Genomic DNA, 25,718 nt, shown 5'->3' with positions numbered 1-25,718 from the left:
TTTCGTTGAACCGTCGTCAAGATAGGTATCGGGCAATTTCGGTTTCCCTAATTAATATAGTTACCGAACTGTGACTCAATTTGTTGCTTAAGTTATCTTTACCAAAGTCAATCAAATTGCCCGCATTCAAAGCCGTTACGAAGACTTCTTGGAGTGACCGGTCAGAACATTATAGGTTCAATAGTAATTTATTAAATTGTTTCGGCTTCGCTAAGGAATTAATTAACTATCAGAAGTAGTCCCTTTTGCCAATTGATGCGATGAGGAGGACCATCCTGCGACGTGAGTAAAGACAGGAGAGGCGAACATGACAAAGCTCTTCGCGCACTTCCTCAGGGACGAAACCGGCGCGAGTGCCGTTGAATACGCGCTGATCGTTGCGTTGATAGCAGTCGCCATTATTGGCGCCAGCAGCAAGCTTGGCACGAATATCAAGGACACATTCGAAGCGATATCAAACAGGGTAAGCCCCGAACCATAAGGCTCCAGGCCGCAGAGACAGCCAAGAGCAATGTGTTCGCGTGCTTGAGGGCCGCTCGCTATCTCAAGGGACGGCGTGCACATGGCAGCCGCGCCTGTTCTATCGGCGTGCCTTAACCCTTAGCTCTTGCAAGATACCGGAGTGCGCCCGGCGATTTGCTAGGCCTTCACCATGCCTAGTTCCTGCATCAGATCGTCATCGAAGGTGATTGTTTGCTCCGAAATGATTCACAGGTGAGTAAGACGTTTTCGCGTAGACATCACACTTTCCATTTTTCTATGGTCACTTCGATGCCGCGCGGCAGGGCTCGCATGACCAGCATGTGGGTACCCGCCAGCAGAGGAGACTTATGTGATTCCCAATCCCTTCGACGATCAACCCGCCCGACTGAAAGCCAAGCTCATTTTTACCTATATTATCCTGGTCGCCGCCAATGTCGGCGCCTGGGCCTGGGCCTGGTTAGCTTTTTCGGATAGTCCTTCATTGCTGGGCATGGCTCTCCTCGCCTATATGTTCGGTCTACGGCATGCATTTGACGCCGACCACATAGCGGCGATCGATAACGTCGTCCGCCGGCTGATCCAGGAGGGCAAGGCACCCTACTCGGTAGGCTTCTTTTTCTCGCTTGGCCATTCCACCATCGTGGTGATCGCTTCACTTGTCATTGCCGCCACTGCGGCCGCCATGCAGAGCAATCTCGAATCCTTTCACGACGTAGGGGGTGTGATAGGCACATCCGTCTCGGCTGTTTTCCTACTCGTCATCGGTCTGGCCAATCTTTTCATCCTGCGGGGCATATGGTCGGCTTTCAGCCGTGCGCGTCGCGGCGAGCGAATCGTCGACGAGGACCTCGATGCGCTGCTCGCGGGCCGCGGGCTGCTTGCGCGCATCTTCCGCCCGATTTTTCGTGTCGTATCCCGGTCATGGCATATGTATCCAATCGGATTCCTGTTCGGATTGGGGTTCGACACTGCGACCGAAATTGGTCTGCTCGGAATTTCGGCAGCGCAAGCAACCCAAGGCATGTCTTTCTGGACAATTCTCGTGTTTCCAGCGCTCTTCACTGCAGGCATGTCGTTGATGGACACCACCGACAGCGTATTGATGACGGGGGCCTATGGTTGGGCGTCCATAAACCCGATGCGCAAGCTCTGGTACAATCTTACAATCACCGGAGCGTCCGTCATAGTGGCTGTTTTCATCGGCGGAGTTGAAGCGCTCGGGTTGATCAGCGACAAACTCGAACTTCAGGGGCCGTTCTGGCACTTCATTGGGGGACTGAATGACGATTTGGCCAACTTTGGTTACGCCGTCGTCGCGATATTCATCATGAGCTGGATGATCTCGGTCATCATATACCGCGCCAAAGGGTACGACACTCTCCAGGTTGATGTGTCGGCATGCCGCCAGTAGGAAGGCCGCCGGCGAAATGCAGCGGCCTTCCGCGTGATATTATTTAGCAGGCTCCGTTGCCGGTGGGTTTGCTCCGGTTTTCATCGGATCAGCCACGCCGTCCGTGAAATTCGTTGACCTGTCGAAGGCCGGGGCGGCGTTCAGCTGGTCCTTCGTCGTGTTCATCACCAGCCATGTTTCGCCATCGCTGCGCATCGAAAGTTTCAACTGCGCCGGAGCCACCGCTACATCCTTGTCGCCCACGCCAAGGAACCCTCCGACGCCGACGATTGCGGCCTGAACCATACCGTCAGGTCCAATCAGCAGGTCATTGAGCTTTCCTATTGTCTCTGCATTGTCGTCATCGCCGTTGTACACGGCTTTGCCAATGAATCCGGAGGCGAGAATCTGTCCGTCCGATACTTTGGTAAGGTTGGCTGCATCCGCTGCTGGCGGACTGCCAGGCGCTGGCTTGAAGATTTCCTTGCTGGTGACTGTAAGCGGAGCAGGATTCTCGGCGGGTGCCGGAGAGACACCTTGGCTCAACGCTGTCCCGGACATAAAAGCCACACATGCTGTGGCGGCTATGAGTTTCCTGATCATGATAATACTCCATCGTTACGCAAGAAGACCCCGAGCTTTCGCCCGAAGGTTCCCATTCTTCGTAAACACGAAAAAAGGCCAGAGGTTCCGTCTTTAGAGGAGTTACTTGCTTAATCGGAACCGACAATATTGAAGCCGTCAGCGGACTGGCCCTTACCACTGGATTCGCTGGTGACGCGCGAGACCGAAGCTGCTCCCGGCCCCTCCTCGAAACGCTTCAGCATCTTGTCTACAGCATGTTCCGGTCCGACGATGAGGGCGCAAACGGAGCCATCGCTTTCGTTACGCACCCAGCCTCGAAGTCCCAGCTTTTGTGCCTCAGTTTGTGTCCAGTAGCGGAAACCGACACCCTGCACTTTGCCACGGATTGTAACGATCAATGATTTGGGCTTGGCCACGATTGCTGCCTAGTCTAGATGACGATCGAACGCTGCTCGTGTGCGAGCTATTGCTATCAACGCATCATGCTCATAGCAGTTGCAAAGAAGTTCTCGCCTCCAAAATTGCCGGACTTTAGGGCCAGTAGCATTTCTCCCTGAGCATTTCCCACGGTGCGCAAAACCGGTACACCCGGCGCGATTTCGGGTCCAATCAGGAAGGCTGGGATGCCAAGCCTGTCAACTGCCGCGCCGGACGTCTCGCCTCCTGCGATCACGAGACGACGAACGCCCCTTGTCACGAGCTCGGCCGCTATGTGTGACGTGGCAGCCTCGATAGCATGACCTGAAACATCGCGACCGTATCGCGATTGAAGCTCGGCGACGGCTTCGGGCGTCCCGCTGGCAGAGATAAGCACAGGACCTTTCGCGACGCGCTCGCCTGCCCAGGATATCGCGGCGGAAATCTCGTCAGACCCGCCAATCAGTCTTTCGCTGTCAAGCCTCAGCACGGGCATCGACTGTTCGGCAATCTCGACTTGCCGGAGCGTTGCGCTGGAGCAACTGCCGACAACAATGGCGGCCAGTCCGCCGACGGGACGAATAATGTCGGCTGCAGTTGTGGGGTTCAGCGGCACATCACCGGATTGTACGAGCGCCCGGGCAAGACCCAAGCCCAGCCCGGATGCTCCTGTCGAAACCTTCATCTGAAGCGCGACAGCACCGAGTGTTTCAAGGTCACGCTCCACGAGTGCGTCAGCAATCGCTGCCGAAAAACCTTTGTCGCGCAACGCATACAGTCGCGACTTCACGGCAGCGGTGCCTGCTGAGACGGTCGGGAGCTCGACGAGCCCGACGCCACCCCGCGACTGTCTTGCCAGGACGCGTACCAGATTGGCATCGTGCATTGGATTGAGGGGATGATCTTTAAGCGGGCTTTCGTTCAGCGGTTGTCCGTTGACAAAAAGATTACCGAAATAGACGGTACGACCCGTCTCGGGAAAAGCCGGCGTCACGAGGACTGTGTCGGCTCCTGCCATGCTGCCGAGTGCTTCGGTAACCGGGCCGATGTTCCCGGCATCCGTGGAGTCGAATGTCGAACAAATCTTGTAAAGGACGTGTCTGGCGCCAAGACCGTACAGCCATCGATACGCTTCAGACGCAAGAAATATAGCGCTCGCGGCAGGGACGGAGCGAATCTTCAGGGCGATAACGATGGCATCGACATCTGGCAGGTCCAAGGCTGCGTCGGGGATGCCTACCGTCTGGATCGTGCGCAGGCCATTTTTTGTCAGCGTATTGGCAAGATCAGACGCCCCCGTATAGTCATCCGCAATTGATCCAAGCAATATCGTCATGGCCTAGCTCCGTCTAAAGGGTTCGAACCAGCTCAAACCGTCCAGAGTTCCGGTTCTTGGGATATATTCGCAACCCACGAAGCCATCATAGCCGAGACGGTCGATCTCCTGGAGAATAAACGGGAAGTTCAGTTCTTCACCGTCGGGTTCGTGGCGCGAAGGAACGCTGGCGATTTGAACATGGCCAGTCACAGGCATCAGGCGGCGCAGAGCCATGGTCACATCGCCGTGCATGATCTGGCGATGGTAGATATCGAACTGGAGCTTGAGGTTTGCGAAGCCGAGATTCGCAATGAGCCGTTCTGCAGTGCCGAAATCATCGAGGAAATATCCTGGCATGTTTCGCGCGTTGATCGGCTCCAACATCAGATCGATACCCGCTTCGGCAAGCCGACCGGCAGTGTAGGTTACAGAGCGCCGATAGCAGGACGCAGCCACATCGTCATGGGGATCGGCGATGCCCGCCATCAGGTGCATTCGCTTAACGCCGGTTGCCGATGCATAATCGAGCGCCCGTTCCACATCCGATTTCAAGTCATCGAACCGACCGGGGAGCGCGGCAATGCCACGCTCACCCGCGGCCCAGTCGCCAGGGGGAAGATTGAACAACGCCTGCTGAAGATTGTTGCGGCGGAGCCTCTCCGAGATAGATTCGGGCGTGACTTCATAGGGGAACAGATATTCAACAGCCGCAAAGCCAGCATCGGCAGCAGCAGCGAAACGGTCCAGAAACGGCCACTCGTTGAACATCATGGACAGGTTGGCGGCAAATACGGGCATAGTGAATCCTCTCGTCAGGCTAGCGAACCGCCGCTGGTATTCGGCAGCTTAGCGCCGGAAAGCAAGGCGTAGATCCGTGCAAGAGACGCGTCGTCATCCCGGCCCATGCCAGCACCTGAGGCAGCAAGATACATCTGCAAAGCCGCAGCTACGAGCGGTACAGGATACCGTTCGGCACGCGCCATGTCCTGAACGATGCCAAGATCCTTGACGAAGATTTCGACGGTACTGAGGGGCGTGTAGTCTCCCGCCAGCACGTGGGGAACCCTATTTTGAAACATCCAGGAATTGCCTGCGGATGCGGTGATTACTTCGTACACCTTATCGAGATCAAGGCCTTGCTTGGCAGCAAAGCTTATTGCCTCGCAGGCCGCCGCAATATGGACGCCGGCAAGAAGCTGATTGACCATCTTGAAGGCTGCACCAGCACCAGCAGCATCGCCGAGTTCGTAAACCTTGGCGGCCATTGCATCCAGAGCTGGACGGGCAAGCTCGAAAGCCTGCCTGGATCCAGAGGCCATGATCGTAAGTTCACCGCTCGCTGCCTTTGCCGCACCGCCAGATATCGGGGCATCCAGATAATGGTGGCCGCAAGCTTCGACCCGTCGCGACAGATCACGTGCGATAGCGGGATCCATCGTGGCCGATGAGATGAACACTGCGCCGGGCTTCATCGTGCCGGCTATGCCATCGGGGCCGAATAGTATCGCCTCCGTCTGCGCGGCATTGACAACCACGGAGACGACAATATCGGCATCTGTTGCGGCTTCGATTGCCGTGGTGGCGCCACGACCGCCATTGGCGACGAAACGATCGACCGCATCGGGTGTAATGTCACAACCGACCACATCGAGGCCGGCCTGATTCATGGATCTGGCCATCCCCATACCCATTGAGCCAAGTCCAATAACTGCCGCCACCACGGTATTCTGACGGACGGTAACGGTTTCTGACATGGGTAGCCTCCCGGATATGGCGTGGATCGCTCGTGGGGTTCAGTGCACCAGTGATAAACCGAGAATGGCAGCGCTGCCAATGACAAAATGGTAGCGCTGCCAAAAAAACTTGAATAGGTAAGGATAGGTTCAGCGCCCGAGGTCATGCGGATTTAAGAAATACGAGGAATGATGACGTCCAGAGATCAGGTGTCAGTGACGCTCGCGCAGGTTGCCAAGGCGGCCGGCGTCGGCGAAAGCACTGTCTCCCGGGTCCTGCGAAATCACGGATCTTACTCCGGCAAGACAAGAGAACGTGTCATGACCGCCGTTGAACGGCTCGGCTATGTTCCCAACCGGATCGCCGGTACGCTCGCCTCGGCCGGTTCTCGCCTCGTCGCCTTTGTCATACCGTCGCTGTCCAACATCGTCTTTGCCGATGTCCTTCGAGGCGCAAGCGCGACGCTGGAAAATAATCAGTATCAGGCGGTTTTCGCGGTAACCGACTATGATCCGGCTCGGGAGGAGGCGCTGGTGGCGTCTATGCTGGCTTGGCGGCCTGCGGCGGTCATATTGGCAGGGTATGAGCATACGGAGCGTACCATCAAGATGCTTCGAGCGTCGAATTGCCGTGCAGTTGAACTACTCGATGTCGACGGTACGGCGCTGGATCTTGCCGTCGGTTTTTCGAATCGAGCGGCGGGTCGTCAAAGCGCAGAGTTTCTATTGAAGCGCGGTTATCGCCGGATTGGCTATGTGGGTCATGATATTGACCGCGATACACGCGCCGGCAAACGCTACTCGAGTTTCTGCGATACATTGAGTGCGAACGGCACGCCGCTTGCGGATCAGGAAATTTATCGTGAAGCGTCTTCTGTCGAACGGGGGCGTTTGGGTCTTGATCGGCTGTTGGCCCGGACCCCGGATTTAGACGCCGTCTATTTTTCCAACGACGACATGGCGCTCGGTGGCTATTTCCATTGTTTGGCGCGGGGAATCGTCATCCCGTCCCAACTGGCGATTTTCGGCTATAATGGCCTCGATCTCGGCCGAGTGATGCCGCAAGCTCTTTCCACCATACGCACGCCGCGCGTCGCGGCTGGAGAGTTAGCGGCAAAACTCATCATGGACAACGCGTCCCCGCAGGTTGTCGATCTCGGCTTCGAGCTCATTGAAGGGGCAACTGCCTGACACCGGAGGTACTTATGTCTGAATCGCGCCTGCGAGAGGAAATTTGCCGATACGGGCGTTCGCTGTTCGAACGAGGTCTGACGCCCGGCTCGTCGGGGAACATATCCCTACGGCTTGATGACGGAGGTTGGTTGGTAACCCCGACGAATGCGTCTCTGGGCTTTCTCGACCCCGCCCGGCTGGCTCGCCTCGACGCCGGGGGAGTGCTGGTCTCAGGGGATCAGCCCACGAAGGAGATCCCCCTTCACAACGCCCTTTATGAATCACGAGGAAGCGCGCGGGCGATTGTCCACCTCCATTCGACTCATGCGGTTGCCTTGACAATGTTGCCCGAGATCGATCCACGCGCCGCTTTGCCGCCAATGACGCCCTATTATCTCATGCGAGCTGGCCAGACCGCTCTCCTACCTTACTACCGCCCTGGTGATCCGGCTGTAGCCGATGCGATCCGCGGACTTGCGGGCAGGTATTCATCCGTTCTGCTGGCAAATCACGGGCCGGTAGTGGCGGGCGACAGTCTTGAAACCGCGGTTTTTGCGACCGAGGAACTGGAGGAGACGGCGAAACTTTACCTCCTATTGCGAAATCTCAATCCACGTTATCTCAGCCCGGCGCAGGTTGGCGATCTCGCCAAGAATTTTGATCTTGACCTTCCAGATCATGAGCATGGCCACGATCATAGCGAATAACAGTGCCGAACGATTTTGGCCGCCAAATCAGACGACCGACTTCACCCGTTCCCAGCCGTTGACGAGGTGAGTATCCAGTTCACGGGCCAATGTTTCGGCGTCTCGAGCTTCCAGCGCGCCGATAATGCGCTCATGTTCGGCGACGGCACCTGCCCAGCGCTCCGCTCCCTCATGCCCGATGAAGCGGATGCGCTTGACACGCGACTGCAACAGCCCATGGACCTCGGCAAGCGGCGCGCTATTGGCCAAGGAGACGATTCCCGTATGGATCTGCTGATTTAATTTGTAATATTCGAGCCTTTCGCCCCGGCTGTAATGGTTCACCATCGCATCGTGAAGCTGGCGTATCCTTGCGATATCTTCATCACTGGCCTGCACGCATGCCAGGCGTCCGGCAAGCATCTCCAGGGAGCGGATGACTATAAGCATGTCCTCAACGTCCTTGGCAGAAAACCGCTTGACCACTGCCCCGCGGCTTGGCACCAGTTCGACCAGCCCTTCGCTGGCGAGAAATTTCAAAGCCTCGCGTAAAGGCGTGCGGGAGACGCCCAACTCTTCGCCCAGCTGATTTTCATATATCCGCTCTCCGGGCTGCAGCTCCCCCTCGATGATCATGTCGCGCAGCCGCGTTACTATCTCACCGTGCAGCGACTGCCGCGAGATCGTGGCAACTGTGCGCTTTCCAACCGGTTCGAACACTTCAGAGGCCATTATCTCTCTCCTGCAAGGCTCCTAGCGAGCCGGAATCGGGCTCAGTTTCGCATCGAATCCGGCAAAATGATACGGGTTCCCATACATAATGTTTTATACTGTATACAAAATACTTGCGCCGTCGGAATTTTGCGGGTAATCAGTGGCGATCATCGGAGGAGAACTTTTCATGGCGCTTGCTGAAGCTGTCGACGTTAGCAGAAATCGGCCTGTCCTGGCGCTAGCCATGGGAGATCCCGCCGGCATCAGTGCGGAGTTGACCGCCAAAATACTATCGTTGCCAGAGCTCAAGCAGGCGGCTCATTTCGTGGTGATCGGCGATCGTCGCATTCTGGAAGAGGGCAGTGCTGTCGCAGATGTCGTGCTCGATCTTGATTACCGCAAAGCAGATGATTTCTCGGTCGAACCTGCAGCACGGCCTGTCTTTGTCGACCTTGAACACCTCGATCCTGCTGACGTGATCCGCGGTGAAGCAACACTTGCCGGTGGCACCTTTGCGACGGAGAACTTTCGCTTCGCACTGCTCTTGGCCAATGAAGGCCGCGTCGATGGTGTGTGCTTTACCCCATTCAATAAAAAGGCGATGCGTTTCGCCTACCCGAACTACGACGACGAGATTCGATTCGTTTCCGATGTTCTCTCGTTCAAGGGCCGGATGCGCGAGTTCAATGTACTCGACCGTATATGGAACGCGCGGGTGACCTCACATATTCCGTTATCGGCAGTGTCGGCCCATATCAACGAGGATGCGATACTCGCCGAAATAGAATTGACCGAGACTTGCCTGCGTCTCGCCGGAATTGACACGCCCAGGATTGCGGTCGCGGGGCTCAACCCCCACGCCGGCGATGGGGGCAGCTTCGGAATGGAGGAGATCGAGATCATCGAGCCCGCCGTCGCCCGCGCAAAAGCCAAAGGCCATGCCGTCGAGGGTCCCTTTCCGGCTGATACTGTCTTTCTTCGTGCCGTGAAGGAGGGCTTCCACGCGGTGCTGACGATGTATCACGACCAAGGTCAGATCGCGATGAAGATGATGGGATTCGACAAAGGCGTGACGATGATGGGTGGCTTACCTTTTCCGCTCTGCACGCCGGCTCATGGCACTGCCTACGACATCGCCGGCCGGGGCATCGCCGACGTAGGAGCTTCGCGCGAAGCAGTACTGCTGGCGGCGAGAATGGCTGCGCGGCAGGGTACATTGAAAGGCGTCGCATAAACGATCAACACGAAACAGAGCCGAACCGCCGGGGTAGGAGCTTGCGGCGGGCGGTTCAACTACCGGGAGGACCCAATATGTTGAGAAAAATCACTCTGGCATTGCTTGCAATGACCATGGCAGCGCCTGCGCTGGCTTTCGAGCCGACACGTCCTGTCGAATTCGTCGTAACATCCGGGCCGGGTGGCGGCACAGACAATTTCGCCCGCACCGTGCAATCGATCATCTCCAAGCACAAGTTGATGAAGGCACCGGTAGTGGTTACGAACAAGGGCGGCGGCAGCGGAGCGGAAGGCTTTGTTTACGCCGCGGGTTACAAGGGTGATCCTTACAAGCTGACCTTCGGCACCAACAATGAATATCTGCTTCCCAGCGTAGCTGACGTTCCCTACGCCCCTGAGGATCTAACGCCCGTAGCTGCCTTGGCGCTCGATGAATTTATCGTATGGGTCAACGGTGAATCCAAATTCAACAATATCAAGGATTTTGTTGCTGCAGCGAAAGCCGAGCCGAAGGCAGTACAGTTCGGCGGCAGCCAGTCCAAGGATACTGACCAAATCCTCGTATCCACGATCGCGGCGACCGCGGGGGCGGAGTTCCGCTATATTCCGTTCAAAAGTGGCGGCGAGGCTGCTGTGCAGCTTGCCGGCGGTCACATCGATGCCAATGTGAACAATCCAAATGAGAACCGCGGCCAGTGGCAGGCCGGCATGGTGAAGCCGCTTTGTGTTTTCCGGCCTGACCGTTTTCCAAAGGGCACGGCAGTACATGATGGCAAGGGCTGGCACGATATCCCAACCTGCGCAGAAGCTGGCCTGGCGATCGACAGTTACCGTATGCCGCGCACTGTCTGGCTGCCTGCCGGAGTCGAGGACGATGTCGTTGCGTTTTATAGGGACGTTCTGAAGAAGGTGTCGGAAACTCCTGAATGGGCAGATTACGTTGCCAAGACATCTCAGACATCGAAGTTCATGGCGGGTGATGACTTCAATGCCTACCAGACCGCTGACCGCGAGAATGTTCGCAAGGTGCTGCAGCGCGAAGGTTGGCTGGTGAAATAAGATCATTTCGGGACGCACATTTGCGTCCCGAACCTCTACAACGCTTGGGAGGCGCGCATGGCCGAGTTTGACAAGGGTTCCGTATCCCGAAGGACGATGGAGATCGTCACTGCGCTCCTGACTTCGGCCGCAGGACTTTCGGTTTGCTATGGCTCCTGGCGAAGCGGTATCGGCTGGAGCGAGATGGGCCCCGGCGCGGGTTATTTCCCCTTCTACATCGGTGTGCTGATTATTCTCGGCAGTCTCGTAACCTTGCTTCGCAGCATTTTCCTGTCCAGGTTCAGGGGCGAAATATTCATTGATGGCAAGAGAGCCAGGTCGGTTTTTGGCTTCTTCCTGCCAATTGTCGCCTTCCTCATCGTTTCGCTGTTCCTGGGCCTTTATATTGGTACTGCGCTGTACATTTTCGCGTCGATGAAATGGCAAGGAGGCTACCGCTGGTGGATCTGCATCCTCGCGGCTCTGGCCGTTTCAGCGCTGTTTTACATCGTTTTTGAGATTGGTTTTCAGGTCCCGCTGCTCAAGGGCCCGGTTGAAAACTGGCTCGGCATCTACTGATCCATTCGGCGGGTTGCGCGAAGAAGATCGGGTTGGGAGGAACCAGAAAATGGGCAATTTCGGCTACTTGATGGATGGTTTCGCCACTGTCATTACCATGCACCACATCGTCATCATGATAGCGGGGGTTATGCTTGGCATCCTCGTTGGTGTGCTGCCGGGTCTGGGCGCCCCCAATGGCGTTTCCCTGCTTTTGCCGCTCACCTTCACGATGGATCCAATCTCGGCCATCATACTTCTCTCCTGTATGTACTGGGGTGCACTCTTCGGCGGATCGACCACCTCAATACTCTTCAACATCCCCGGCGAGCCTTCCTCTGTCGCGACGACGTTCGACGGTTATCCGATGGCCCGCAGCGGGCAGGCGACGCGCGCTCTAACGCTCGCCTTCATGTCAGCCGGGATTGGAGCGCTCGCTGGCGTGATGATGATCACATTGCTGTCAAGCTGGGTTGCCCGCTTCGCGCTGCAATTCTCATCGCCAGAGTTCTTCGCGGTCTACTTTTTGGCCTTTGCAAGCTTCATTGGCATGGGCTCCAACTCAGCGGCCAAGACATTGGTAATGATGATGCTGGGCTTCGCCTTCGCTACAGTCGGCATGGATACGATTTCCGGCGGATTGCGACTGACCTTTGGCCTCACAGATCTCATCAAGGGCGTCTCCTTCCTGGTCGCCGTGATGGGGCTGTTCGGGTTGGGGGAATTGCTGCTGACCACCGAGGAAGGGCTGAGATTCGAAGGTATCAAGGCGCGGGTTAGGGCGATCGACGTGGTGCGGACGCTGAAGGAAATGCCGCGCTACGGCTGGTCGATCCTGCGCTCGACAATCATCGGCATCTGGATGGGAATAACGCCGGCCGGCCCGACCGCGGCGTCTTTCATGAGCTATGGTCTGGCCCGGCGTTTCGCCAAGGACAAATCTCAATTCGGCAAGGGCGACCCGCGCGGCATCGTATCGCCGGAAACTGCCGATCATTCGGCCGGGACGTCCGCATTGTTGCCCATGCTTGCCTTAGGGGTTCCGGGATCAGCAACGGCTGCTGTGATGATGGGCGGGCTGATGATCTGGGGCCTGACGCCGGGGCCCATGCTCTTTATCGATCGTCCGGATTTTGTCTGGGGACTGATCGCATCGATGTACATCGGCAATGTGGTTGCAGTTCTACTGGTGCTTACGACAGTGCCGCTTTACGCCTCTATCTTGCGCGTGCCCTTCTCCATAGTTGGGCCCGTGATCGTCGCTATCATCTTCTCCGGCGCCTATCAGATTGCCAATTCTACTTTCGATTTGTGGCTTGTCCTCGGGTTCGGTGTATTCGGCTATCTCTTCAAGAAGCTGGACTACCCGATTGCTCCCTTGGTGCTTGCAATGGTCCTCGGGGACAAGGCAGAGGATGCCTTTCGCCAATCCATGCTCATGTCGAACGGGTCCTTGACCATCTTCTGGTCCAACCCGCTCGTCAGCGCGATCATGGCGCTCGGACTTCTCATGCTTGTTTGGCCTCTGATTGCCACTGCGATCGGGCTACGTGGTTCTCGCCGCCGTGCGGGGCAGTCCGCCAAGGCTTGACGTTCGAACTTCGCCTGCTTCCTAGAAATTTAAAGGGATGGTTTCGATGAATTATCATGACCACTTCGCTGGCGCGGCCAAGCCGGTTGAGGTCTGTATCGTTGGCACGGGCGGTTTTGGGCGCAGCTTTCTCGCGCAAAGTTTGCACGTTCCGCTTATGGAGACCCGCATCGCTGTCGACATCGACGTCGATACTGCCGCCGCTGCCCTACGATCCGTTGGGCTGGACGACGTCGCCGAGTGCTGCAACAGGGACGAAGCAAGCGCAGCCTGGAACAGCGGTCGCCCCATCGCAGCCGGCGACTTGCAACATGTTGTTCATTTGCCGTTCGATGTTCTGGTCGAAGCCACCGGACACCCTGAAGCCGGTGCCGGTCACGCTCAACTTGCCATCGCAGCAGGCAAACACGTCGCACTGGTTTCCAAGGAGGTAGACAGCGTGGTGGGTCCAGGTCTGGCAAAAATGGCCGCCGGCAACGGGCGAGTGGTCACGCCTGTTGACGGCGATCAGCCAAGCCTTCTTATCGGCCTCGTCACTTGGGCAGAAATTCTCGGTTTTGAGATAATCTGTGCCGGAAAGTCGAGTGAGTATGATTTTGTGTTCGACCCGGCAACGGAAACATTGACCAGCAACGGTATTTCTGTTCCCGCTCCAGGGTTCGCCGGGCATTTCGAACTTGGCGGGCGAGACGTTGCTGAACTCGTCGCGGCCAGATCGGCTGCGGCGTCTAAACTGCCCCAGCGAGCGGTTCCCGATCTTTGCGAACTTGCCGTCGTCTCTCACTCGGTCAATGTCTCGCCTGACCGTCCGGAGCTTCATTGTCCGATCGCGCGAATTTCGGAGGTTCCGACCTTCTTCTCCACGCGAACAGACGGGGGGCTTCTTAACGGGGAACGGCGGATGGACGTCTTCCACTGCCTGCGCCTCCCCGGCGAAGTCAGTTTCGCAGGCGGCGTTTTCATCGTTGTCAGATGTGAAGATGAGGTGAGCTGGGAGCTTCTTGCTGGAAAGGGACATGTAATCAGCCGCAATGGTACAACGGCAATGATCTATCTGCCGCGCCATCTTCTTGGTCTCGAGGCAGCCACAAGTGTTCTCGAAGCTGCAGTGAATGGTCGTTCCAGTGGCGCTAGGGAGCCGCAGCCGCGCTTCGACCTGATAGCGATCGCCGACGCCGATCTCGACGCCGGAACAATATTGACGGCTGTTGGTCATCATCACGCGATCAAGGATATATCGTCGGCACTTGTTCCGGCCAGGCCTTTGGAGTCTGAACAACCGGCACCGTTCTATCTCGTCGCCAATCGAAGGCTGGTTCGTCCCGTCAAGGCAGGCAGCGCAGTGCGTCTCGGCGATGTGACTGCCGAGGATTCTCGCCTGCTTGAGTTACGCCGGAGGCAGGACGCGCACTTCTTCCCGTCGACGGGCCAAGCTCGGGTGTCGTTGCGGGCGGTGTAACTGCGGTATTATATCGAGGTGCGCAAATAGAGGAAGGTGATCAGAGGCCGCGCGCGCCGCGCGCGTCCTGATCACGCCTACGTCGATAACGCGGACGGCCCGATCCGTAAATATGTGATCGATCCTTAGCAATGGAAGACGGGAAGGAAAGGTCTTGCCCGGCCGACTGCTACTGCCCGACCAAACGTCAACCAGTTCGCGCGTAATCTGTTTGTAGACGAGCGAGGAGGGGACCAGATTGAAATCGCCCAAAAGTATCCTGGGCGATTTGTTGAGGGGGTTGTCGAGCCATCCCGGTCCGAGCAAGGCTGCCACCTGAGCCGAACGGTCACGTCTTGAGAGCCCCAGATGCGTGTTGACGATCGTTACGGTACCGCCATCATAAACGACTTCCACGCATAGAGCGCCTCGACGCTCGCCGATGGAGGGCAGGGGGCCTGACTTGACCAGACGCATCTCCAACGGAGTGAGTATGGCATCGCCATATTGCTCTTCAGCGATATGGATCGTCGGGTTGAAGACTACTCCCATGCCGAGATGGGCCGCAATTGCATGAGCCTGGTCTACCCCGCCAGTGCGTTTGCGCCCTACATCGAGCTCCTGCAAGGCAACAATGTCCGGATCGCAGCCCGCGATTATCTCGGCTATCCGACCCGGTGATGCTTGCCCGTCACTGCCGACGCAGCTGTGAACGTTGTAAGTGAGTATCTTGATGATCCAGCTCCTGGCTTATTCTTAGGGGAACTTCCTTGCCGTACTTCCGTTCCCATCCAGTCAACGGGACCATACCGCGCGACGAGGAAGCGAATGCAGGCAAGAAAAAATCTGGTGAACATCCTGGTTGCGGCAGCCATTGTTCTATCCCTCGCGCTGATCTACAATGGCGTCAGCAGATACAGCCTGACCGACATCATGCAATCGCTTGGCTCGATTCCCGTTCGACACCTGCTGTTGTCAATCGCTTTCACAAGCGCCAGTTACATTGCGCTTACCGGCTTCGACGTACTCGGGCTCATTTATGCCGGCAAGCCACTGCCCTACGGCAAGACTGCGCTGACGTCATTCGTAAGTCTTTCGATAGGACATAATGTGGGTCTGGCCGCCTTGAGTAGTGGAGCCATTCGCTATCGCTTCTATTCGCGCTGGGGATTGGGTGTCGAAGATGTCGCCAAAGTAGTGCTGTTTTCAGGAATAACCGTGGGTATAGGCCTTCTATCGCTTTGCAGTTGGGCCATGCTGTTCAGGTCGGACTCGGCCGCCAGGATTATAGGCTTGAGCCCATATCAGGTTTGGCTGTCGGGCCTGGCGGCCATGTTAGCCCTTGGCGTCTATCTTGTTTTGTGTTGGCGGCTGAGACTACCCTTGAGAGTGCGGAAATGGACCTTCAAGCTACCGTCCCTTCGCCTGGCAACCGGACAATTGGTGGTGGGAACATTGAATTTCGCCCTCATAGCCGCGAGCCTGCAGCAACTGCTATTGGCCTACCAGAAGGTGAGCTACTGGGACGTAGCGACCGCCTATTCGATTGCAAACGGAGCGGTCATCGCCAGCCACGTTCCTGGCGGCCTCGGCGTTCTGGAAGCCTCCACGCAGTTTCTCTTGCCACAGGCCGCCACGATCGGCGCGGTCATCGCATTTCGGTGTGTCTATTTCTTCTTGCCGTTGCCGCTTGGCATGGTTCTCTTCGCGCTGTCGGAGCGGGAGTTTCGGCGCTCGTCAGGAACGGCGAGATCATTTGCTGGCTGATTTGGCTCCAACGATTTCCAGTAGTTTCCTGAGATATCTTATAGGTCGAAGCGGCTTCTTGGGATCGACAATCGTTGTTAGCGGAACCGGAGCCTCAGGACCGTCTGATGAACCAATTCTGACTGGCTTCAATCGGCGCCTGCTGCCACGTTGCTGATCGAGCAGCTTGGCTAGTGAATGATGTTTGTCGACGTAGGCGCTGACCGCGTCCCGGGACATGCCCAAATGTTCCGCCAGCAGGTCATGACACATTCGTTCGACAGCTTTTTGCTCTCCTGGTGTTCGCGCTTCGAAAGAGACGTCACACTCGGTATCCATCCCACGCGAACGGTTGTTCAGATTGGATGAGCCAATCCGTGCAAACCAGTTGTCGATAATCATGAGTTTGGAATGGACGAAGATTGGGATTTCATCGTGGCCATTTTTGTCAACAACGACCGGATAGACGACGCGCAGCCGGTCGTGAATGTCAGCTCGGCGAAGGCTGCGTACGAGGCGATTGCGGTTGCCTCCCATGAATATCTGCTCCAGCACCCCGCCATGGCATTGTTGGGGGACAACAATAACGACCTCTGGCCCCCGAGGGTCCAGCAGCTTTCGAGCCAGAATGTGTCCAATCCTTCGACATGTCAGATACTGAGTCTCAATGTAGATGAGATAATTTGCGGCTTTTAGCGCTGCCTCGTTCAACTTCTCAATTTCGCCAATGTTTCTGCGGGCTAAAGACGAAGGTATCGTCCGGGATATACCCACTGGGATATTGCGAAGGTCGGGTTCTAGTTCATCGGGCCAATACTCACCGTCTGCGCTCGCTGGTTCGAGCCTATCGCCCTTGCATGCCCGCCAGCGCTCGCGCAGAAGATCGCCCAAGGCGCTGGCCGCTTCACCCTCCAAGGCAAGCTGCACATCATGCACGGGCGTGTAGAGCCCGCCGCCTAGATCTTTTCGCCGCCGGTCGATGGCAAGATGGTCGCGAGTATCCCATCGATGGACTGTCAGGTCTATGCCCCCGCAGAACGCCATTGCATCATCGATGCAGACAATCTTCTGGTGATGGCAACCGCGCCAGGGGTGATGACGATCGTAGCAGATATGGATCCTTGGATGGTCCGCCCATGGTTCCTTTGGGAACACGCGCATTTGCCTGGAGGAATAGATCGGCCCGTACGCCCATACCAAGACGTGAATTGTCAGTTCCGGACGTTCTTCGACCAATCGCCTGAGATATTGTCCGAGCTGTTCGGTGCCAGGCCGATCGGGTTGGAGAGAGATGCTGCCGTTGAAGTCCCATCCGGCGATCAGGATGGAGCGACGGGCGTTTGCGAAGGCTCTTTCGAGATGGCGAAAATAATCTGCAGCATCGACGACCATCGCAACCCTGCCGGCATGAACAACACGCCAGACAGTGTCGCCAGCCTTCAATATCGATCCAGTATCCCTGACGGACGTTTCAGAGTTAGGTTCAACCTGAATCAAGTTCAATTGCCCGGAAATCCTTCGCTAACTAGTTGAAAACAGGCGGCTTGCTGCTCCCAACCGCTAAGCCACAGTGTTGGTTCCACAGGAAATGATGCAAGCAGGCGTCCTATCGTGGTGCGCTCCGCCGCAAGTTGATCTCGCTGGTGGTGACAAGTTTGCCGGATTTAGGATCGACGTCTTTCGTGCTGAGCTTCAAACCGTCGTCGCCAATCTTCTGCAATATCATCTGGGCACTGCGGTCGCCGTTAACATTCTTGGCCCAGCGTACTTCAAGGTATATGGCGTCGCCGCGCCGCGTTCCCATCAGACCGGCCACTCCGGTACCTGCACCAGTATAAGTTCCCGTGTACCTGCTATGGCCACCTGATACCAGATGCGAGTTGATCGCACGTGATATCAAGATCAATCCCGTGCATTTGCCGTTTAGATCGAGGGACGACGTGTTCGCGGTGGATTCAAAACGGCACCTGACTTTGATTGGTCTAGCGTCCGTGCGCACCTTCACCGTACCCGTGCCGGCCCAGGCACCTGCGAGGGAGCGAAGGAACACACCTTCATTAGCACGAGACGGTTGCGCTGTGAGCGTCACCATAGCGATGACCGGTACCAATAAAGCAAGTCGTTTCATTGTTGCAATCCATCTTGCAGCGGAGGGCTTGGGATATTGTGTCCGTCAACGATATACATTTATCGAGGTTCCAACAGCCGCAATGGAGTTCGCCACGTCTGCAGAGTTCGCCCGGAACTTCACCTCTGGAGTCGCGTTCCCCTCACTCGAGACTTATCCTTGCGAAGGGGAAAGCATGGCAAAAAGCGAACGTAAATCACCGCCGGAGAATGCTCCGCCGATTGCCCACGGTGCTGCATCGCTGCCTTCGGTGGTCGTAGACGGTTACAATCTCATGCTGCGTGACAAAGATGGCTTCATCGGTGACAAGGCCAGCAAGTCGGCTTTCCAGCAAAAGCTTGACGACTGGCGCAAACGTTTGAAGAAGGGTGGCGGCGACGATCCTCTGGGAGACATCCCGACAGAGGATTTATCCAAGAAGCAGATCGATGCGCTCATAAAGGGAAAGGACAAGGAGGCTTCGGCCCTTGTTCTCGGAGCAGTTGATGATTTCGCCGGCGAACTGGCAAAGGTGCTCACCCGCTATTTGAAAGATAAAAGCTGGAAAAAAACGGAACGGGTCGTTGTCGGGGGAGGGTTGAAGGACAGTGCTTTCGGAGAACTCGCAATCGCCCGCGCAATGGTATTGATGAAGGCGGAGGGCTTGAACATCGAGCTTGTGCCTATCGTTCATCACCCGGACGAGGCGGGTCTTATCGGCGCTGCCCATCTCATGCCGAGCTGGATGCTCCAGGGCCACGATTCGATCATAGCGGTAGATATAGGAGGCACGAACATTCGGGCTGGCATCGTCGAGACCCGACTGAAGGAAGAGGTGGATCTGTCGAAGGCCAAGGTTTGGAAGTCCGAACTGTGGAGGCACGCTGACGATGCGCCCAAACGGAGCGCTACCCTAGAGCGCCTCGTCGACATGATAGAACGACTCATTGCCAAAGCCCGAAAGAGCGATCTTGATCCAGCACCCGTAATAGGAATCGGATGCCCGGGTATCATCGAACCTGATGGCTCCATAGCGCGCGGGGGCCAGAATCTGCCCGGTGGCAATTGGGAAAGCAAGCACTTCAATCTGCCGGAGGCACTTGCCGATGCCATTCCAAAAATTGGCGATCATTCAACCTTCATTATCATGCATAACGACGCGGTTGTGCAGGGGCTATCGCAAGTGCCTTTCATGCGGGACGTTGCTCATTGGGGCGTTCTGACTATCGGTACAGGGCTAGGAAATGCTCATTTCACCAATAAGGCCGCGCAATGAGCTTGATGCAATCGTGGATACCGGAAAGGGCCAACGAACATGTGCCCGAACGCCTTCAAAATGTCCCAATGGGCGTTGAACTGTGGTCGCTCTGTTACTTGCACCCTCGTAACCGGATCAACGTCTACGCTGCTTCATCTCGCTTGCGAGGGGGCATACATTCTTGTTGGCTAAAGAGCCGATTTGCGACGAACTTATCACAACCTGAGAAGGAGATAATGATGAAGAAAACTCTTGCAACGGCGCTTGCCACATTGTCACTGGCCATGACCGCCGCGACTGCTGCAAGTGCGGCAGACGTTCAACGATATGAAGAACAGGATGTTCGTAGCGGCGTCAGGATAGGTTATCTCGACTGCACGATTGGCGGTGGCCTCGGTTACGTCCTGGGTTCAGCCAAGGAAGTCGAATGCGACTTCCGCTCGAGCCTCAGCGGCGAACGTTCCGATCACTATAGCGGGGCAATCAAAAAGCTGGGTGTCGACCTCGGCTTCACGACGCGCAGCCGGCTCATTTGGGCTGTATTCGCGCCGACGGCCGGCTATCATCACGGCTCGCTCGCCGGCGTCTATCGGGGGGCGACCGCTGAAGCAACAGTCGGCGCTGGCGTTGGTACCAACGTACTCTTTGGCGGCACTGCGGGCTCAATTCACCTTCAGGCGGTCAGCGTGACGGGCCAGATCGGCCTCAACCTGGCAGCCACCGGTACATCGATGACGCTGGCGTCAATCAACTAAACGCTATGTTTTATGCTCCTTTCGCTTCGGCGGAAGGAGCATGTTCACCAAGTGCAATTCAGGCGTGGGGGTTCGTTTGAAAACAGTTGCTGTATTGCTCGCCGCCTTTAGTAGCTTGTCGCCGGCGATCGCAAGGGCCGACTGGCAAGCCGTTGAACAGGTGAAAACCTATGCGATAGCGGGAAAATCCGGTGCCGAGCTTTACGCTTCCATCGGCGAAAGGGGCCCTTTGGTTGGCGGTAAGACGCGCACTGTCGCATTTACCAATTTCAAGCTGACCTGGTCGAGAAAATATGAGACCGTGAGCGGGGCCTGTACTTTGGTATCGGCGCGACCGAACCTCACGATAACCTACACCCTTCCGAAGCCGGCAGAGCGGCTACCACCCGACACGGCAAAGAATTGGGACACGTTCATCACCGGGATACGGAATCACGAGAATGTGCACGGAGTTATGATCAAGGATATGGTCAAGGCGATCGAGACCGCATCGGTGGGTATGTCGGTGCCTGGTGACCGCGATTGCCGTAAACTCAAGGCAGACTTAACGAAGCGTCTTTCCGAGCTGTCGCTTGCACAGCGTCAGCGAAGCCGGGAGTTCGACCGGGCTGAACTTAGCGAAGGCGCCAACATACATCAGTTGATCCTCAACCTGGTAAACGGCTCGTAGAGGGTACAGAACCGCATCCTTATACGGATCCTCCGCTACTTTATCCTTGATTCAGCAGCAGTGCACTTCGAGATTTCACTTGGCTTGATGAAGCATCAGCTTCCACGGAACTATTCTTCTCAAGCCGTGTTCGGGGCATCAAACCCGGAGGTAAGGATGCTTCGATCACGGTGCGTTCGAATTTGCGACTGGTTCGCGAGGCGAGGCTTTAGCCAGGATACGACCGATTGTGTCACGCGCCTGCGGAGCAGGGGCGTCTACCTGCCACCGGCGTCGGTCGTTTATTCAAGACGACCGTCCTTCGAGGGCTGACTTCTCTATGGCTGGCCGCAACCGAAAGGATAGTGCCAAGAATGCCGGAGAAAGCGGCTTCGGCGCAATTCTTCGCAGGGGCATCATCTCTGGGGCAGCGGATGATGATCCTTCCGCCATCGGCACTTACGCTAGCGCAGGTGCACGCTTCGGCCCCGACATTTTATGGACAGCCCCGGTTACGCTGCCCATGATGTTCACCGTTGTATACCTCTCCTCGAAGCTCGGCCAAGTTTCCGGACGGGGTTTGTTCCAGGCTATCCACGACTTTTATCCAAGATGGATTCTGTGGGTCGTCCTTGTGGGCGTGGTGTTTGGCAATACAGTCGAAGCGGCCGCCGATCTCGGAGGCATGGCTGCCTCCGTCAACATTTTTGTGCCTGTCCCAGTGCCGGTGCTCGTCACCGGTATCGCAACCATTATCTTTTTACTGCAAGTGTTTGGGTCTTATGAGCTCATTCGCACGATATTCAGGTGGCTGGCGCTGACACTGCTTGCCTATGCCGGTGCGGCCGTTCTGGCTAAGCCGGATTTAATAGCAACGCTGAAAGGGACGTTGATTCCCACGGTGCAGTTCAACAAGGAGTTCCTCTCGATTCTTGTCGCCATCATCGGTACGACACTTTCCGCCTATCTCTACACCTGGCAATCCAATGAAGAAGTCGAGGAGCAAATAGCCGAAGGCAAGACAACACTGAGGGAGCGGCAGGGTGCCTCCTCCGAGGACCTGCGGCAATCGCGGCGCGATATTCTCGTCGGGATGATGTTCTCCAACTTCATCATGTATTTCATCATGCTGTCGACCGGGGCGTCGCTACATGCCAGCGGACAAACACATATCGAAACTGCGGCACAGGCGGCGGAGGCACTCAGGCCCATTGCAGGCGACGCCGCTGGCTTCCTGTTTGCCGCAGGCATAATCTCCGTCGGATTTCTCGCGGTGCCTGTCATGACGACGGGAGCGGCCTACGATATCGCACAGTCGATGGGATGGAAGGGAAGTCTCAACGCTACGGCGAAAGAAGCTCCCAAATTCTATGTGGCCATAGGTGTCGTGACCGTGATCGCGGTGGGCATGAACTTTCTAAACTTCAATCCCATGGAAGCACTGGTTTGGTCGGGAATTGTTCAAGGCTTTTCCACCCCACCTTTATTGCTCCTGATCATGCTTATGACAAATAACAGGAGGATAATGGGCGATCAGGTGAACTCTCGCGCTATGAACGCCATCGGTTGGACAACGACAGCAGCCATTTTTGCAGCGAGCCTGGCGTTGATTGCAACCTGGTTCAATTAACGAGCGTTAGCTCATTTCTTTCCAGATCGCCACAGTTTCACCAGATGGCCCTCCGCGCCCTCAACAGGATCGGATAGCGGAAACTTGACACGCTCTATTCGCGCCAGAATATCTGGCGTTGGAGGATCTGTGCAAATGTCCGCCTCTTGTCCAGGTGGATAGGCGCCCACCACGAGAAAGCCCGAGCCGGCTTCCAGGAGACAATGACCGGTACCTGCCGGGAGTACCGCCACGTCGCCAGGCTGGACAAAAAGCTCGCGGCCCGTTTCGCCGCCAATCATCAGACGAGCGGGGCCTGCGGCAAAACCCAGTACCTCATGTGCAGTGGAGTGATAATGGTGATAGGAGTAGACGCCGTTTCGCCACTGCGCCGGCCAGCCATTGTTTCCGAACAGCTCTTCGAAAGCGGTGGCTGCCTCCTCGCCACTCGTTGCGATGACGCTGCGATAGACGAGCACAGGCAAGACTAGGTTATTGGGTATGGAGCCATTGGGTTGAAGATGCAGAATTTCGCGTCTCAACCTCTTGCCCCCTGTCGTTCAAGCTTTGGAAACACAGCTACTCAGCGCCTCGTTGGGTGGATTTGATCGTATCGGCGACCTGCCGTTTAAGCTTGCGTTCTGGGCCTTCCTGCAAGGATGCTTTGGCGCGTTCTACTTGGACTTCGTCAACCTCTACAGGCGTCCCGCTATCGTCAGGAATACCTGGTCCTGACTGGGCAATGGTCTCATCCCGCGGCCGATCATTGTTACCGGTGGTGATTTTTCTCGAACTGTTCATCGCAAATCTCCTGTTTTTTACAAAACGCAACCGGAGCTCTTTTGTGCCAGTTCAACCGGAAGTTTGTGCTCTCGGCAGCAGGCCGGAACAAAGGCTTCCAAAGGTTGTTGGGAATGGCACGTATCAAAGGAGCAAGAATATGACTCGCAAAATCCCGCAGGAAGCCCTGGACCAGCTCTCGCAGATATCGGCAAGTCAGGTGGACGATTTTCTCAAGCGGTCATCCATTACCTTTCTGGAGTGCGCCATCAATTTGATGGCAACACACATGTCGAAGGAGGAGATCGCCGCGACGCTTGAAGAGGAAGCCAGACTCGTGAAAGAAATGGGATAATCTCAGGCCTCAACGAGCATATATCGCATCCAGGACGGCCGCTACCGTGACAAAGCTCTCGGAAGCCTCGTCAAACTTTCCACCGCCAGAGAGTTGCTTGGCCCAATTGATCGCTGCCCTACCCGCCCAATCGTCAGGCGGAGATACAAGCAATTCCCGCATGGTTCCTCTATATCGCTCTGCGCTGAAATTGTGGAAGGAGCCCTCGATATTGCGAAACTCCAGACCGCCGCCGGTTCCGTAAAAGCTCGCACCGATGACGGCATCGCAGCCTGCACTCAAGCGCCACGAGCAGGTGAGACGGACGACTGTTCCAGTGGCGAGTTCGATTGTAGCTACCGCGAAGTCTTCGACCTGATCCGCATCCCTTATCGGCGAACCCTGAGAAAAAAGTGCTGATTGCACGTTTAACACTTCCGGGAAATCCAAAGCCCAAAGCGCGAGATCGACGAGGTGGACGCCAAGATCTATGACACAGCCGCCGCCAGACAATGCTTTGTCGTAAAACCATGCCTTGTCGGGACCATAAGCATTGTGAAACACGAGATCGACGGCAAACACATTCTCCAACTCGCCGGAACGTACAATGTCCCTGATCTTCTGCATCCCGGCGGTGTATCGGTAAGAGAGATCGACGCCGAGGAGCCGGTTGCTTCGGCGCGCCACCTCCACCACATCGGCAACTTCGCCCTTCGTACGACCAAGCGGCTTCTGGCAGAACACGGCGACGCCGCGTTCCAGCGCCTTGATCGATTGCTCCGCATGGAGCGCACTCGGCGTGGCTATGACGATACCGTCGATATGCCGTTCAAGTAATTCATCGAAACTGGCCACGACCTGTGCCTGGGGCGTGACCTTGATCGTTTCCTCGATCATGTCCGGAGAGGCATCGCAGATTATGGCCGCGTCTACAATGCCCGATTGCAGAATTCGAGTCATTCGATCACGCCCGATTCTCCCCACGCCCAAAAAGCCAAGACGAAGCCCACTCATGGGTAATGCACCAGCGCTTTCAGGAACCCGTCGGGACGATCACGCATCATGTTGAGTGCGGTACCGAGCTGTTCAAGCGGGAATGAATGCGTATAGAGCGGTGAGGGGTTCAGCCGCCCATCGAGCACGGCTCCAATCGCACTGCGAATGCCGCTTGCATAAATGGCTGGGTCGCGCTCGTGAGCGTTTACCACATCAAGCCCTCGCCAGTTCCAAAGCTGCATGTTGACTTGCCGCGGACCGTCCTGGTGGTAACCGGCAATGATCAGGCGGCCGCGTTCCTTGGTCAACTCGGCGGCAAGATCAAGCGGCCATTGCTTGCCGACAGCCTCGATGACGCAGTCACAAAAATGCCCGTCGGTAAGCGACTTCACCTCATCCAGGATTTGCCAGTGATCCTCCATGGCGATGACAGTGGAAGCTCCGGCATCCTGTGCCGCCTTTAGCGCAAACGGGCGGCGGGAAATCGCGATAACCCGGGCCCCGGCGGAAACTGCAAGCTGGGTAAGAAGCGCTCCAAGAAACCCGATCCCCACTATGGCCACCGTTTGTCCAGGCTCGATATTGCTGCGCCTGAATATATTCATGGCACAGCCGAGAGGTTCGCCCGGGAAGGGCAGCCCAGCCAATGTTGCTGGCAAAGGAACAACGGCCTGTTCATCCGCGATATCATGGGTCGCATATGCATGGAAGGAAAGCGCCGCCACGCGGTTACCAATCTCGATGCCCCGAACGTCGTCGCCGATTGCGTCAATGACCCCCCACCCCTCGTGACCCAGCCCGCCTGGCTCGGTCGGAAAGTTCATCCATTCCGGCCCCGCCCAGGGACCGAGATTGGAGGCACAGACGCCGCAACCTTCCAGTTTGATTCTCACCTGATTTTTCGCTGGTATCGGGAGAGGGAAGTTATCGATTTTTATCCTGCCTGCACCAGTAACAACTGCGGCTTTCATCGTCCGGGCTTTAGCATGCCCTACGAAGTTCATGGTCGATCCCTCCAATTAATTTGAACGTGCGGAATGCGCTTAATCTCTGTTCAGAGAAACCACGCGGCCTGCCAACAACTTACGATTGTTCGTTTTGTTCCGGAGGAATGGCTGCTGGAT

28 protein-coding genes are annotated in these 25,718 nt (G+C 56.5%); 15 read left to right on the top strand and 13 right to left on the bottom strand.

Annotated elements, in window-relative coordinates:
• Window positions 1-307 precede the first annotated feature (307 nt).
• Both CU100_RS16685 and CU100_RS16680 read left to right on the top strand, forming a co-directional pair.
• Entirely contained in the window at window positions 308-481 is a 174-nt protein-coding gene (locus CU100_RS16685; protein ID WP_106717702.1) for a Flp family type IVb pilin, read from the top strand.
• 351 nt (window positions 482-832) lie between these two features.
• The gene (locus tag CU100_RS16680) at window positions 833-1,894 is read left to right on the top strand and encodes a HoxN/HupN/NixA family nickel/cobalt transporter (RefSeq protein ID WP_106717701.1); all 1,062 of its coding nucleotides are present in this window, start codon (window positions 833-835) and stop codon (window positions 1,892-1,894) included.
• Between the two features lie 39 nt (window positions 1,895-1,933).
• On the opposite strand, the gene CU100_RS16675 is transcribed toward CU100_RS16680, so the two are convergent.
• The 5 genes from CU100_RS16675 to ltnD all read right to left on the bottom strand — a co-directional run bounded on the left by CU100_RS16675 (window position 1,934) and on the right by ltnD (window position 5,947).
• The gene (locus CU100_RS16675) at window positions 1,934-2,476 is read right to left on the bottom strand and encodes a PRC-barrel domain-containing protein (protein ID WP_106717700.1); all 543 of its coding nucleotides are present in this window, start codon (window positions 2,474-2,476) and stop codon (window positions 1,934-1,936) included.
• Between the two features lie 110 nt (window positions 2,477-2,586).
• The gene (locus CU100_RS16670) at window positions 2,587-2,874 is read right to left on the bottom strand and encodes an acylphosphatase (protein WP_407070338.1); all 288 of its coding nucleotides are present in this window, start codon (window positions 2,872-2,874) and stop codon (window positions 2,587-2,589) included.
• A 56-nt stretch (window positions 2,875-2,930) separates the two neighbouring features.
• On the bottom strand, window positions 2,931-4,211 hold the full coding sequence (otnK, locus tag CU100_RS16665; RefSeq protein ID WP_106717698.1) for a 3-oxo-tetronate kinase: 1,281 nt from the start codon (window positions 4,209-4,211) through the stop codon (window positions 2,931-2,933).
• Between the two features lie 3 nt (window positions 4,212-4,214).
• Window positions 4,215-4,991 carry a 2-oxo-tetronate isomerase gene (gene otnI, locus CU100_RS16660; RefSeq protein WP_106717697.1) on the bottom strand — a complete coding sequence of 259 codons (777 nt, stop codon included), beginning with the start codon at window positions 4,989-4,991 and terminating at the stop codon, window positions 4,215-4,217.
• A gap of 14 nt (window positions 4,992-5,005) precedes the next feature.
• Window positions 5,006-5,947: an L-threonate dehydrogenase gene (ltnD, locus tag CU100_RS16655; protein ID WP_106717696.1), complete on the bottom strand. Its 942-nt coding sequence runs from the start codon at window positions 5,945-5,947 to the stop codon at window positions 5,006-5,008.
• A 171-nt stretch (window positions 5,948-6,118) separates the two neighbouring features.
• On the opposite strand from ltnD, the gene CU100_RS16650 reads away from it, so the two are divergent.
• The gene (locus CU100_RS16650) at window positions 6,119-7,117 is read left to right on the top strand and encodes a LacI family DNA-binding transcriptional regulator (protein WP_106717695.1); all 999 of its coding nucleotides are present in this window, start codon (window positions 6,119-6,121) and stop codon (window positions 7,115-7,117) included.
• Between the two features lie 14 nt (window positions 7,118-7,131).
• Entirely contained in the window at window positions 7,132-7,806 is a 675-nt protein-coding gene (gene otnC / locus CU100_RS16645; RefSeq protein ID WP_106717694.1) for a 3-oxo-tetronate 4-phosphate decarboxylase, read from the top strand.
• Between the two features lie 27 nt (window positions 7,807-7,833).
• On the opposite strand, the gene CU100_RS16640 is transcribed toward otnC, so the two are convergent.
• Window positions 7,834-8,517: a GntR family transcriptional regulator gene (locus CU100_RS16640; RefSeq protein ID WP_106717693.1), complete on the bottom strand. Its 684-nt coding sequence runs from the start codon at window positions 8,515-8,517 to the stop codon at window positions 7,834-7,836.
• A 169-nt stretch (window positions 8,518-8,686) separates the two neighbouring features.
• Here CU100_RS16640 and CU100_RS16635 point away from each other — a divergent pair, with 169 nt between their 5' ends.
• The 5 genes from CU100_RS16635 (at window position 8,687) to CU100_RS16615 (ending at window position 14,381) form a co-directional block, all read left to right on the top strand.
• On the top strand, window positions 8,687-9,733 hold the full coding sequence (locus tag CU100_RS16635; protein WP_106717692.1) for a 4-hydroxythreonine-4-phosphate dehydrogenase PdxA: 1,047 nt from the start codon (window positions 8,687-8,689) through the stop codon (window positions 9,731-9,733).
• A 77-nt stretch (window positions 9,734-9,810) separates the two neighbouring features.
• Window positions 9,811-10,794, top strand: a complete 984-nt coding sequence (locus CU100_RS16630) for a Bug family tripartite tricarboxylate transporter substrate binding protein (RefSeq protein ID WP_106717691.1) — start codon at window positions 9,811-9,813, stop codon at window positions 10,792-10,794.
• Window positions 10,795-10,851: 57 nt separating this feature from the next.
• Entirely contained in the window at window positions 10,852-11,352 is a 501-nt protein-coding gene (locus CU100_RS16625; protein ID WP_106717690.1) for a tripartite tricarboxylate transporter TctB family protein, read from the top strand.
• 49 nt (window positions 11,353-11,401) lie between these two features.
• Window positions 11,402-12,922, top strand: a complete 1,521-nt coding sequence (locus CU100_RS16620) for a tripartite tricarboxylate transporter permease (protein ID WP_106717689.1) — start codon at window positions 11,402-11,404, stop codon at window positions 12,920-12,922.
• A gap of 46 nt (window positions 12,923-12,968) precedes the next feature.
• Window positions 12,969-14,381 carry an NAD(P)H-dependent oxidoreductase gene (locus CU100_RS16615; protein ID WP_106718015.1) on the top strand — a complete coding sequence of 471 codons (1,413 nt, stop codon included), beginning with the start codon at window positions 12,969-12,971 and terminating at the stop codon, window positions 14,379-14,381.
• On the opposite strand, the gene CU100_RS16610 is transcribed toward CU100_RS16615, so the two are convergent.
• A complete protein-coding gene (locus CU100_RS16610) occupies window positions 14,310-15,098 on the bottom strand; it encodes an endonuclease/exonuclease/phosphatase family protein (protein WP_106717688.1) in 789 nt (262 codons plus the stop codon). The two genes, CU100_RS16615 and CU100_RS16610, sit on opposite strands and share 72 nt — an antisense overlap.
• A 90-nt stretch (window positions 15,099-15,188) precedes the next feature.
• Between CU100_RS16610 and CU100_RS16605 the strand changes: the two genes are divergently transcribed.
• On the top strand, window positions 15,189-16,127 hold the full coding sequence (locus CU100_RS16605) for a putative bifunctional lysylphosphatidylglycerol flippase/synthetase (protein ID WP_106717687.1): 939 nt from the start codon (window positions 15,189-15,191) through the stop codon (window positions 16,125-16,127).
• On the opposite strand, the gene CU100_RS16600 is transcribed toward CU100_RS16605, so the two are convergent.
• The gene (locus CU100_RS16600) at window positions 16,113-17,609 is read right to left on the bottom strand and encodes a phospholipase D-like domain-containing protein (RefSeq protein ID WP_146141861.1); all 1,497 of its coding nucleotides are present in this window, start codon (window positions 17,607-17,609) and stop codon (window positions 16,113-16,115) included. The genes CU100_RS16605 and CU100_RS16600 overlap by 15 nt on opposite strands.
• A 103-nt stretch (window positions 17,610-17,712) precedes the next feature.
• Window positions 17,713-18,234: a hypothetical protein gene (locus CU100_RS16595; protein ID WP_106717685.1), complete on the bottom strand. Its 522-nt coding sequence runs from the start codon at window positions 18,232-18,234 to the stop codon at window positions 17,713-17,715.
• A 175-nt stretch (window positions 18,235-18,409) separates the two neighbouring features.
• Between CU100_RS16595 and CU100_RS16590 the strand changes: the two genes are divergently transcribed.
• The 4 genes from CU100_RS16590 (at window position 18,410) to CU100_RS16575 (ending at window position 22,505) form a co-directional block, all read left to right on the top strand.
• Window positions 18,410-19,489 carry an ROK family protein gene (locus tag CU100_RS16590; RefSeq protein WP_106717684.1) on the top strand — a complete coding sequence of 360 codons (1,080 nt, stop codon included), beginning with the start codon at window positions 18,410-18,412 and terminating at the stop codon, window positions 19,487-19,489.
• Window positions 19,490-19,710: 221 nt separating this feature from the next.
• A complete protein-coding gene (locus CU100_RS16585) occupies window positions 19,711-20,226 on the top strand; it encodes a DUF992 domain-containing protein (protein ID WP_106718014.1) in 516 nt (171 codons plus the stop codon).
• A 40-nt stretch (window positions 20,227-20,266) separates the two neighbouring features.
• On the top strand, window positions 20,267-20,896 hold the full coding sequence (locus CU100_RS16580; protein WP_106717683.1) for a DUF922 domain-containing Zn-dependent protease: 630 nt from the start codon (window positions 20,267-20,269) through the stop codon (window positions 20,894-20,896).
• Between the two features lie 319 nt (window positions 20,897-21,215).
• Window positions 21,216-22,505: an NRAMP family divalent metal transporter gene (locus tag CU100_RS16575; protein WP_106717682.1), complete on the top strand. Its 1,290-nt coding sequence runs from the start codon at window positions 21,216-21,218 to the stop codon at window positions 22,503-22,505.
• 11 nt (window positions 22,506-22,516) lie between these two features.
• On the opposite strand, the gene CU100_RS16570 is transcribed toward CU100_RS16575, so the two are convergent.
• Both CU100_RS16570 and CU100_RS16565 read right to left on the bottom strand, forming a co-directional pair.
• Window positions 22,517-23,026: a cupin gene (locus CU100_RS16570; RefSeq protein ID WP_106717681.1), complete on the bottom strand. Its 510-nt coding sequence runs from the start codon at window positions 23,024-23,026 to the stop codon at window positions 22,517-22,519.
• Window positions 23,027-23,063: 37 nt separating this feature from the next.
• The gene (locus CU100_RS16565) at window positions 23,064-23,285 is read right to left on the bottom strand and encodes a hypothetical protein (protein WP_106717680.1); all 222 of its coding nucleotides are present in this window, start codon (window positions 23,283-23,285) and stop codon (window positions 23,064-23,066) included.
• A 139-nt stretch (window positions 23,286-23,424) separates the two neighbouring features.
• Between CU100_RS16565 and CU100_RS16560 the strand changes: the two genes are divergently transcribed.
• A complete protein-coding gene (locus CU100_RS16560) occupies window positions 23,425-23,619 on the top strand; it encodes a hypothetical protein (protein WP_106717679.1) in 195 nt (64 codons plus the stop codon).
• Between the two features lie 9 nt (window positions 23,620-23,628).
• On the opposite strand, the gene CU100_RS16555 is transcribed toward CU100_RS16560, so the two are convergent.
• Entirely contained in the window at window positions 23,629-24,612 is a 984-nt protein-coding gene (locus tag CU100_RS16555) for a Gfo/Idh/MocA family protein (RefSeq protein WP_106717678.1), read from the bottom strand.
• Window positions 24,609-25,598 (bottom strand): MDR/zinc-dependent alcohol dehydrogenase-like family protein, encoded by a 990-nt coding sequence (locus CU100_RS16550; protein WP_106717677.1) that lies wholly within the window; start codon window positions 25,596-25,598, stop codon window positions 24,609-24,611. Before CU100_RS16550 ends, CU100_RS16555 begins: the two co-directional genes overlap by 4 nt.
• Window positions 25,599-25,718: the final 120 nt, after the last annotated feature.

It is taken from the genome of Phyllobacterium endophyticum, from assembly GCF_003010935.1.
In the GTDB taxonomy this organism is placed as follows: domain Bacteria; phylum Pseudomonadota; class Alphaproteobacteria; order Rhizobiales; family Rhizobiaceae; genus Phyllobacterium; species Phyllobacterium endophyticum.
The sequence above is the reverse complement of the archived record's forward strand: the minus strand, read 5'-3'. Positions and strand labels throughout refer to the sequence as shown.

Bases quoted from the DNA above. Each gene is read 5' to 3' on its own strand.
- CU100_RS16625 (WP_106717690.1), top strand. From the start codon at position 10,852: ATGGCCGAGTTTGACAAGGGTTCCGTATCCCGAAGGACGATGGAGATC.
- CU100_RS16685 (WP_106717702.1), top strand. From the start codon at position 308: ATGACAAAGCTCTTCGCGCACTTCCTCAGGGACGAAACCGGCGCGAGT.
- CU100_RS16590 (WP_106717684.1), top strand. From the start codon at position 18,410: ATGGCAAAAAGCGAACGTAAATCACCGCCGGAGAATGCTCCGCCGATT.
- CU100_RS16550 (WP_106717677.1), bottom strand. From the start codon at position 25,598: ATGAACTTCGTAGGGCATGCTAAAGCCCGGACGATGAAAGCCGCAGTT.
- CU100_RS16560 (WP_106717679.1), top strand. From the start codon at position 23,425: ATGACTCGCAAAATCCCGCAGGAAGCCCTGGACCAGCTCTCGCAGATA.
- CU100_RS16605 (WP_106717687.1), top strand. From the start codon at position 15,189: ATGCAGGCAAGAAAAAATCTGGTGAACATCCTGGTTGCGGCAGCCATT.
- CU100_RS16620 (WP_106717689.1), top strand. From the start codon at position 11,402: ATGGGCAATTTCGGCTACTTGATGGATGGTTTCGCCACTGTCATTACC.
- ltnD (WP_106717696.1), bottom strand. From the start codon at position 5,947: ATGTCAGAAACCGTTACCGTCCGTCAGAATACCGTGGTGGCGGCAGTT.
- CU100_RS16595 (WP_106717685.1), bottom strand. From the start codon at position 18,234: ATGAAACGACTTGCTTTATTGGTACCGGTCATCGCTATGGTGACGCTC.
- CU100_RS16615 (WP_106718015.1), top strand. From the start codon at position 12,969: ATGAATTATCATGACCACTTCGCTGGCGCGGCCAAGCCGGTTGAGGTC.
- CU100_RS16675 (WP_106717700.1), bottom strand. From the start codon at position 2,476: ATGATCAGGAAACTCATAGCCGCCACAGCATGTGTGGCTTTTATGTCC.
- CU100_RS16630 (WP_106717691.1), top strand. From the start codon at position 9,811: ATGTTGAGAAAAATCACTCTGGCATTGCTTGCAATGACCATGGCAGCG.
- CU100_RS16650 (WP_106717695.1), top strand. From the start codon at position 6,119: ATGACGTCCAGAGATCAGGTGTCAGTGACGCTCGCGCAGGTTGCCAAG.
- otnI (WP_106717697.1), bottom strand. From the start codon at position 4,991: ATGCCCGTATTTGCCGCCAACCTGTCCATGATGTTCAACGAGTGGCCG.
- otnC (WP_106717694.1), top strand. From the start codon at position 7,132: ATGTCTGAATCGCGCCTGCGAGAGGAAATTTGCCGATACGGGCGTTCG.
- CU100_RS16580 (WP_106717683.1), top strand. From the start codon at position 20,267: ATGTTCACCAAGTGCAATTCAGGCGTGGGGGTTCGTTTGAAAACAGTT.
- CU100_RS16635 (WP_106717692.1), top strand. From the start codon at position 8,687: ATGGCGCTTGCTGAAGCTGTCGACGTTAGCAGAAATCGGCCTGTCCTG.
- CU100_RS16575 (WP_106717682.1), top strand. From the start codon at position 21,216: ATGGCTGGCCGCAACCGAAAGGATAGTGCCAAGAATGCCGGAGAAAGC.
- CU100_RS16640 (WP_106717693.1), bottom strand. From the start codon at position 8,517: ATGGCCTCTGAAGTGTTCGAACCGGTTGGAAAGCGCACAGTTGCCACG.
- CU100_RS16555 (WP_106717678.1), bottom strand. From the start codon at position 24,612: ATGAGTGGGCTTCGTCTTGGCTTTTTGGGCGTGGGGAGAATCGGGCGT.
- CU100_RS16585 (WP_106718014.1), top strand. From the start codon at position 19,711: ATGAAGAAAACTCTTGCAACGGCGCTTGCCACATTGTCACTGGCCATG.
- CU100_RS16565 (WP_106717680.1), bottom strand. From the start codon at position 23,285: ATGAACAGTTCGAGAAAAATCACCACCGGTAACAATGATCGGCCGCGG.
- otnK (WP_106717698.1), bottom strand. From the start codon at position 4,211: ATGACGATATTGCTTGGATCAATTGCGGATGACTATACGGGGGCGTCT.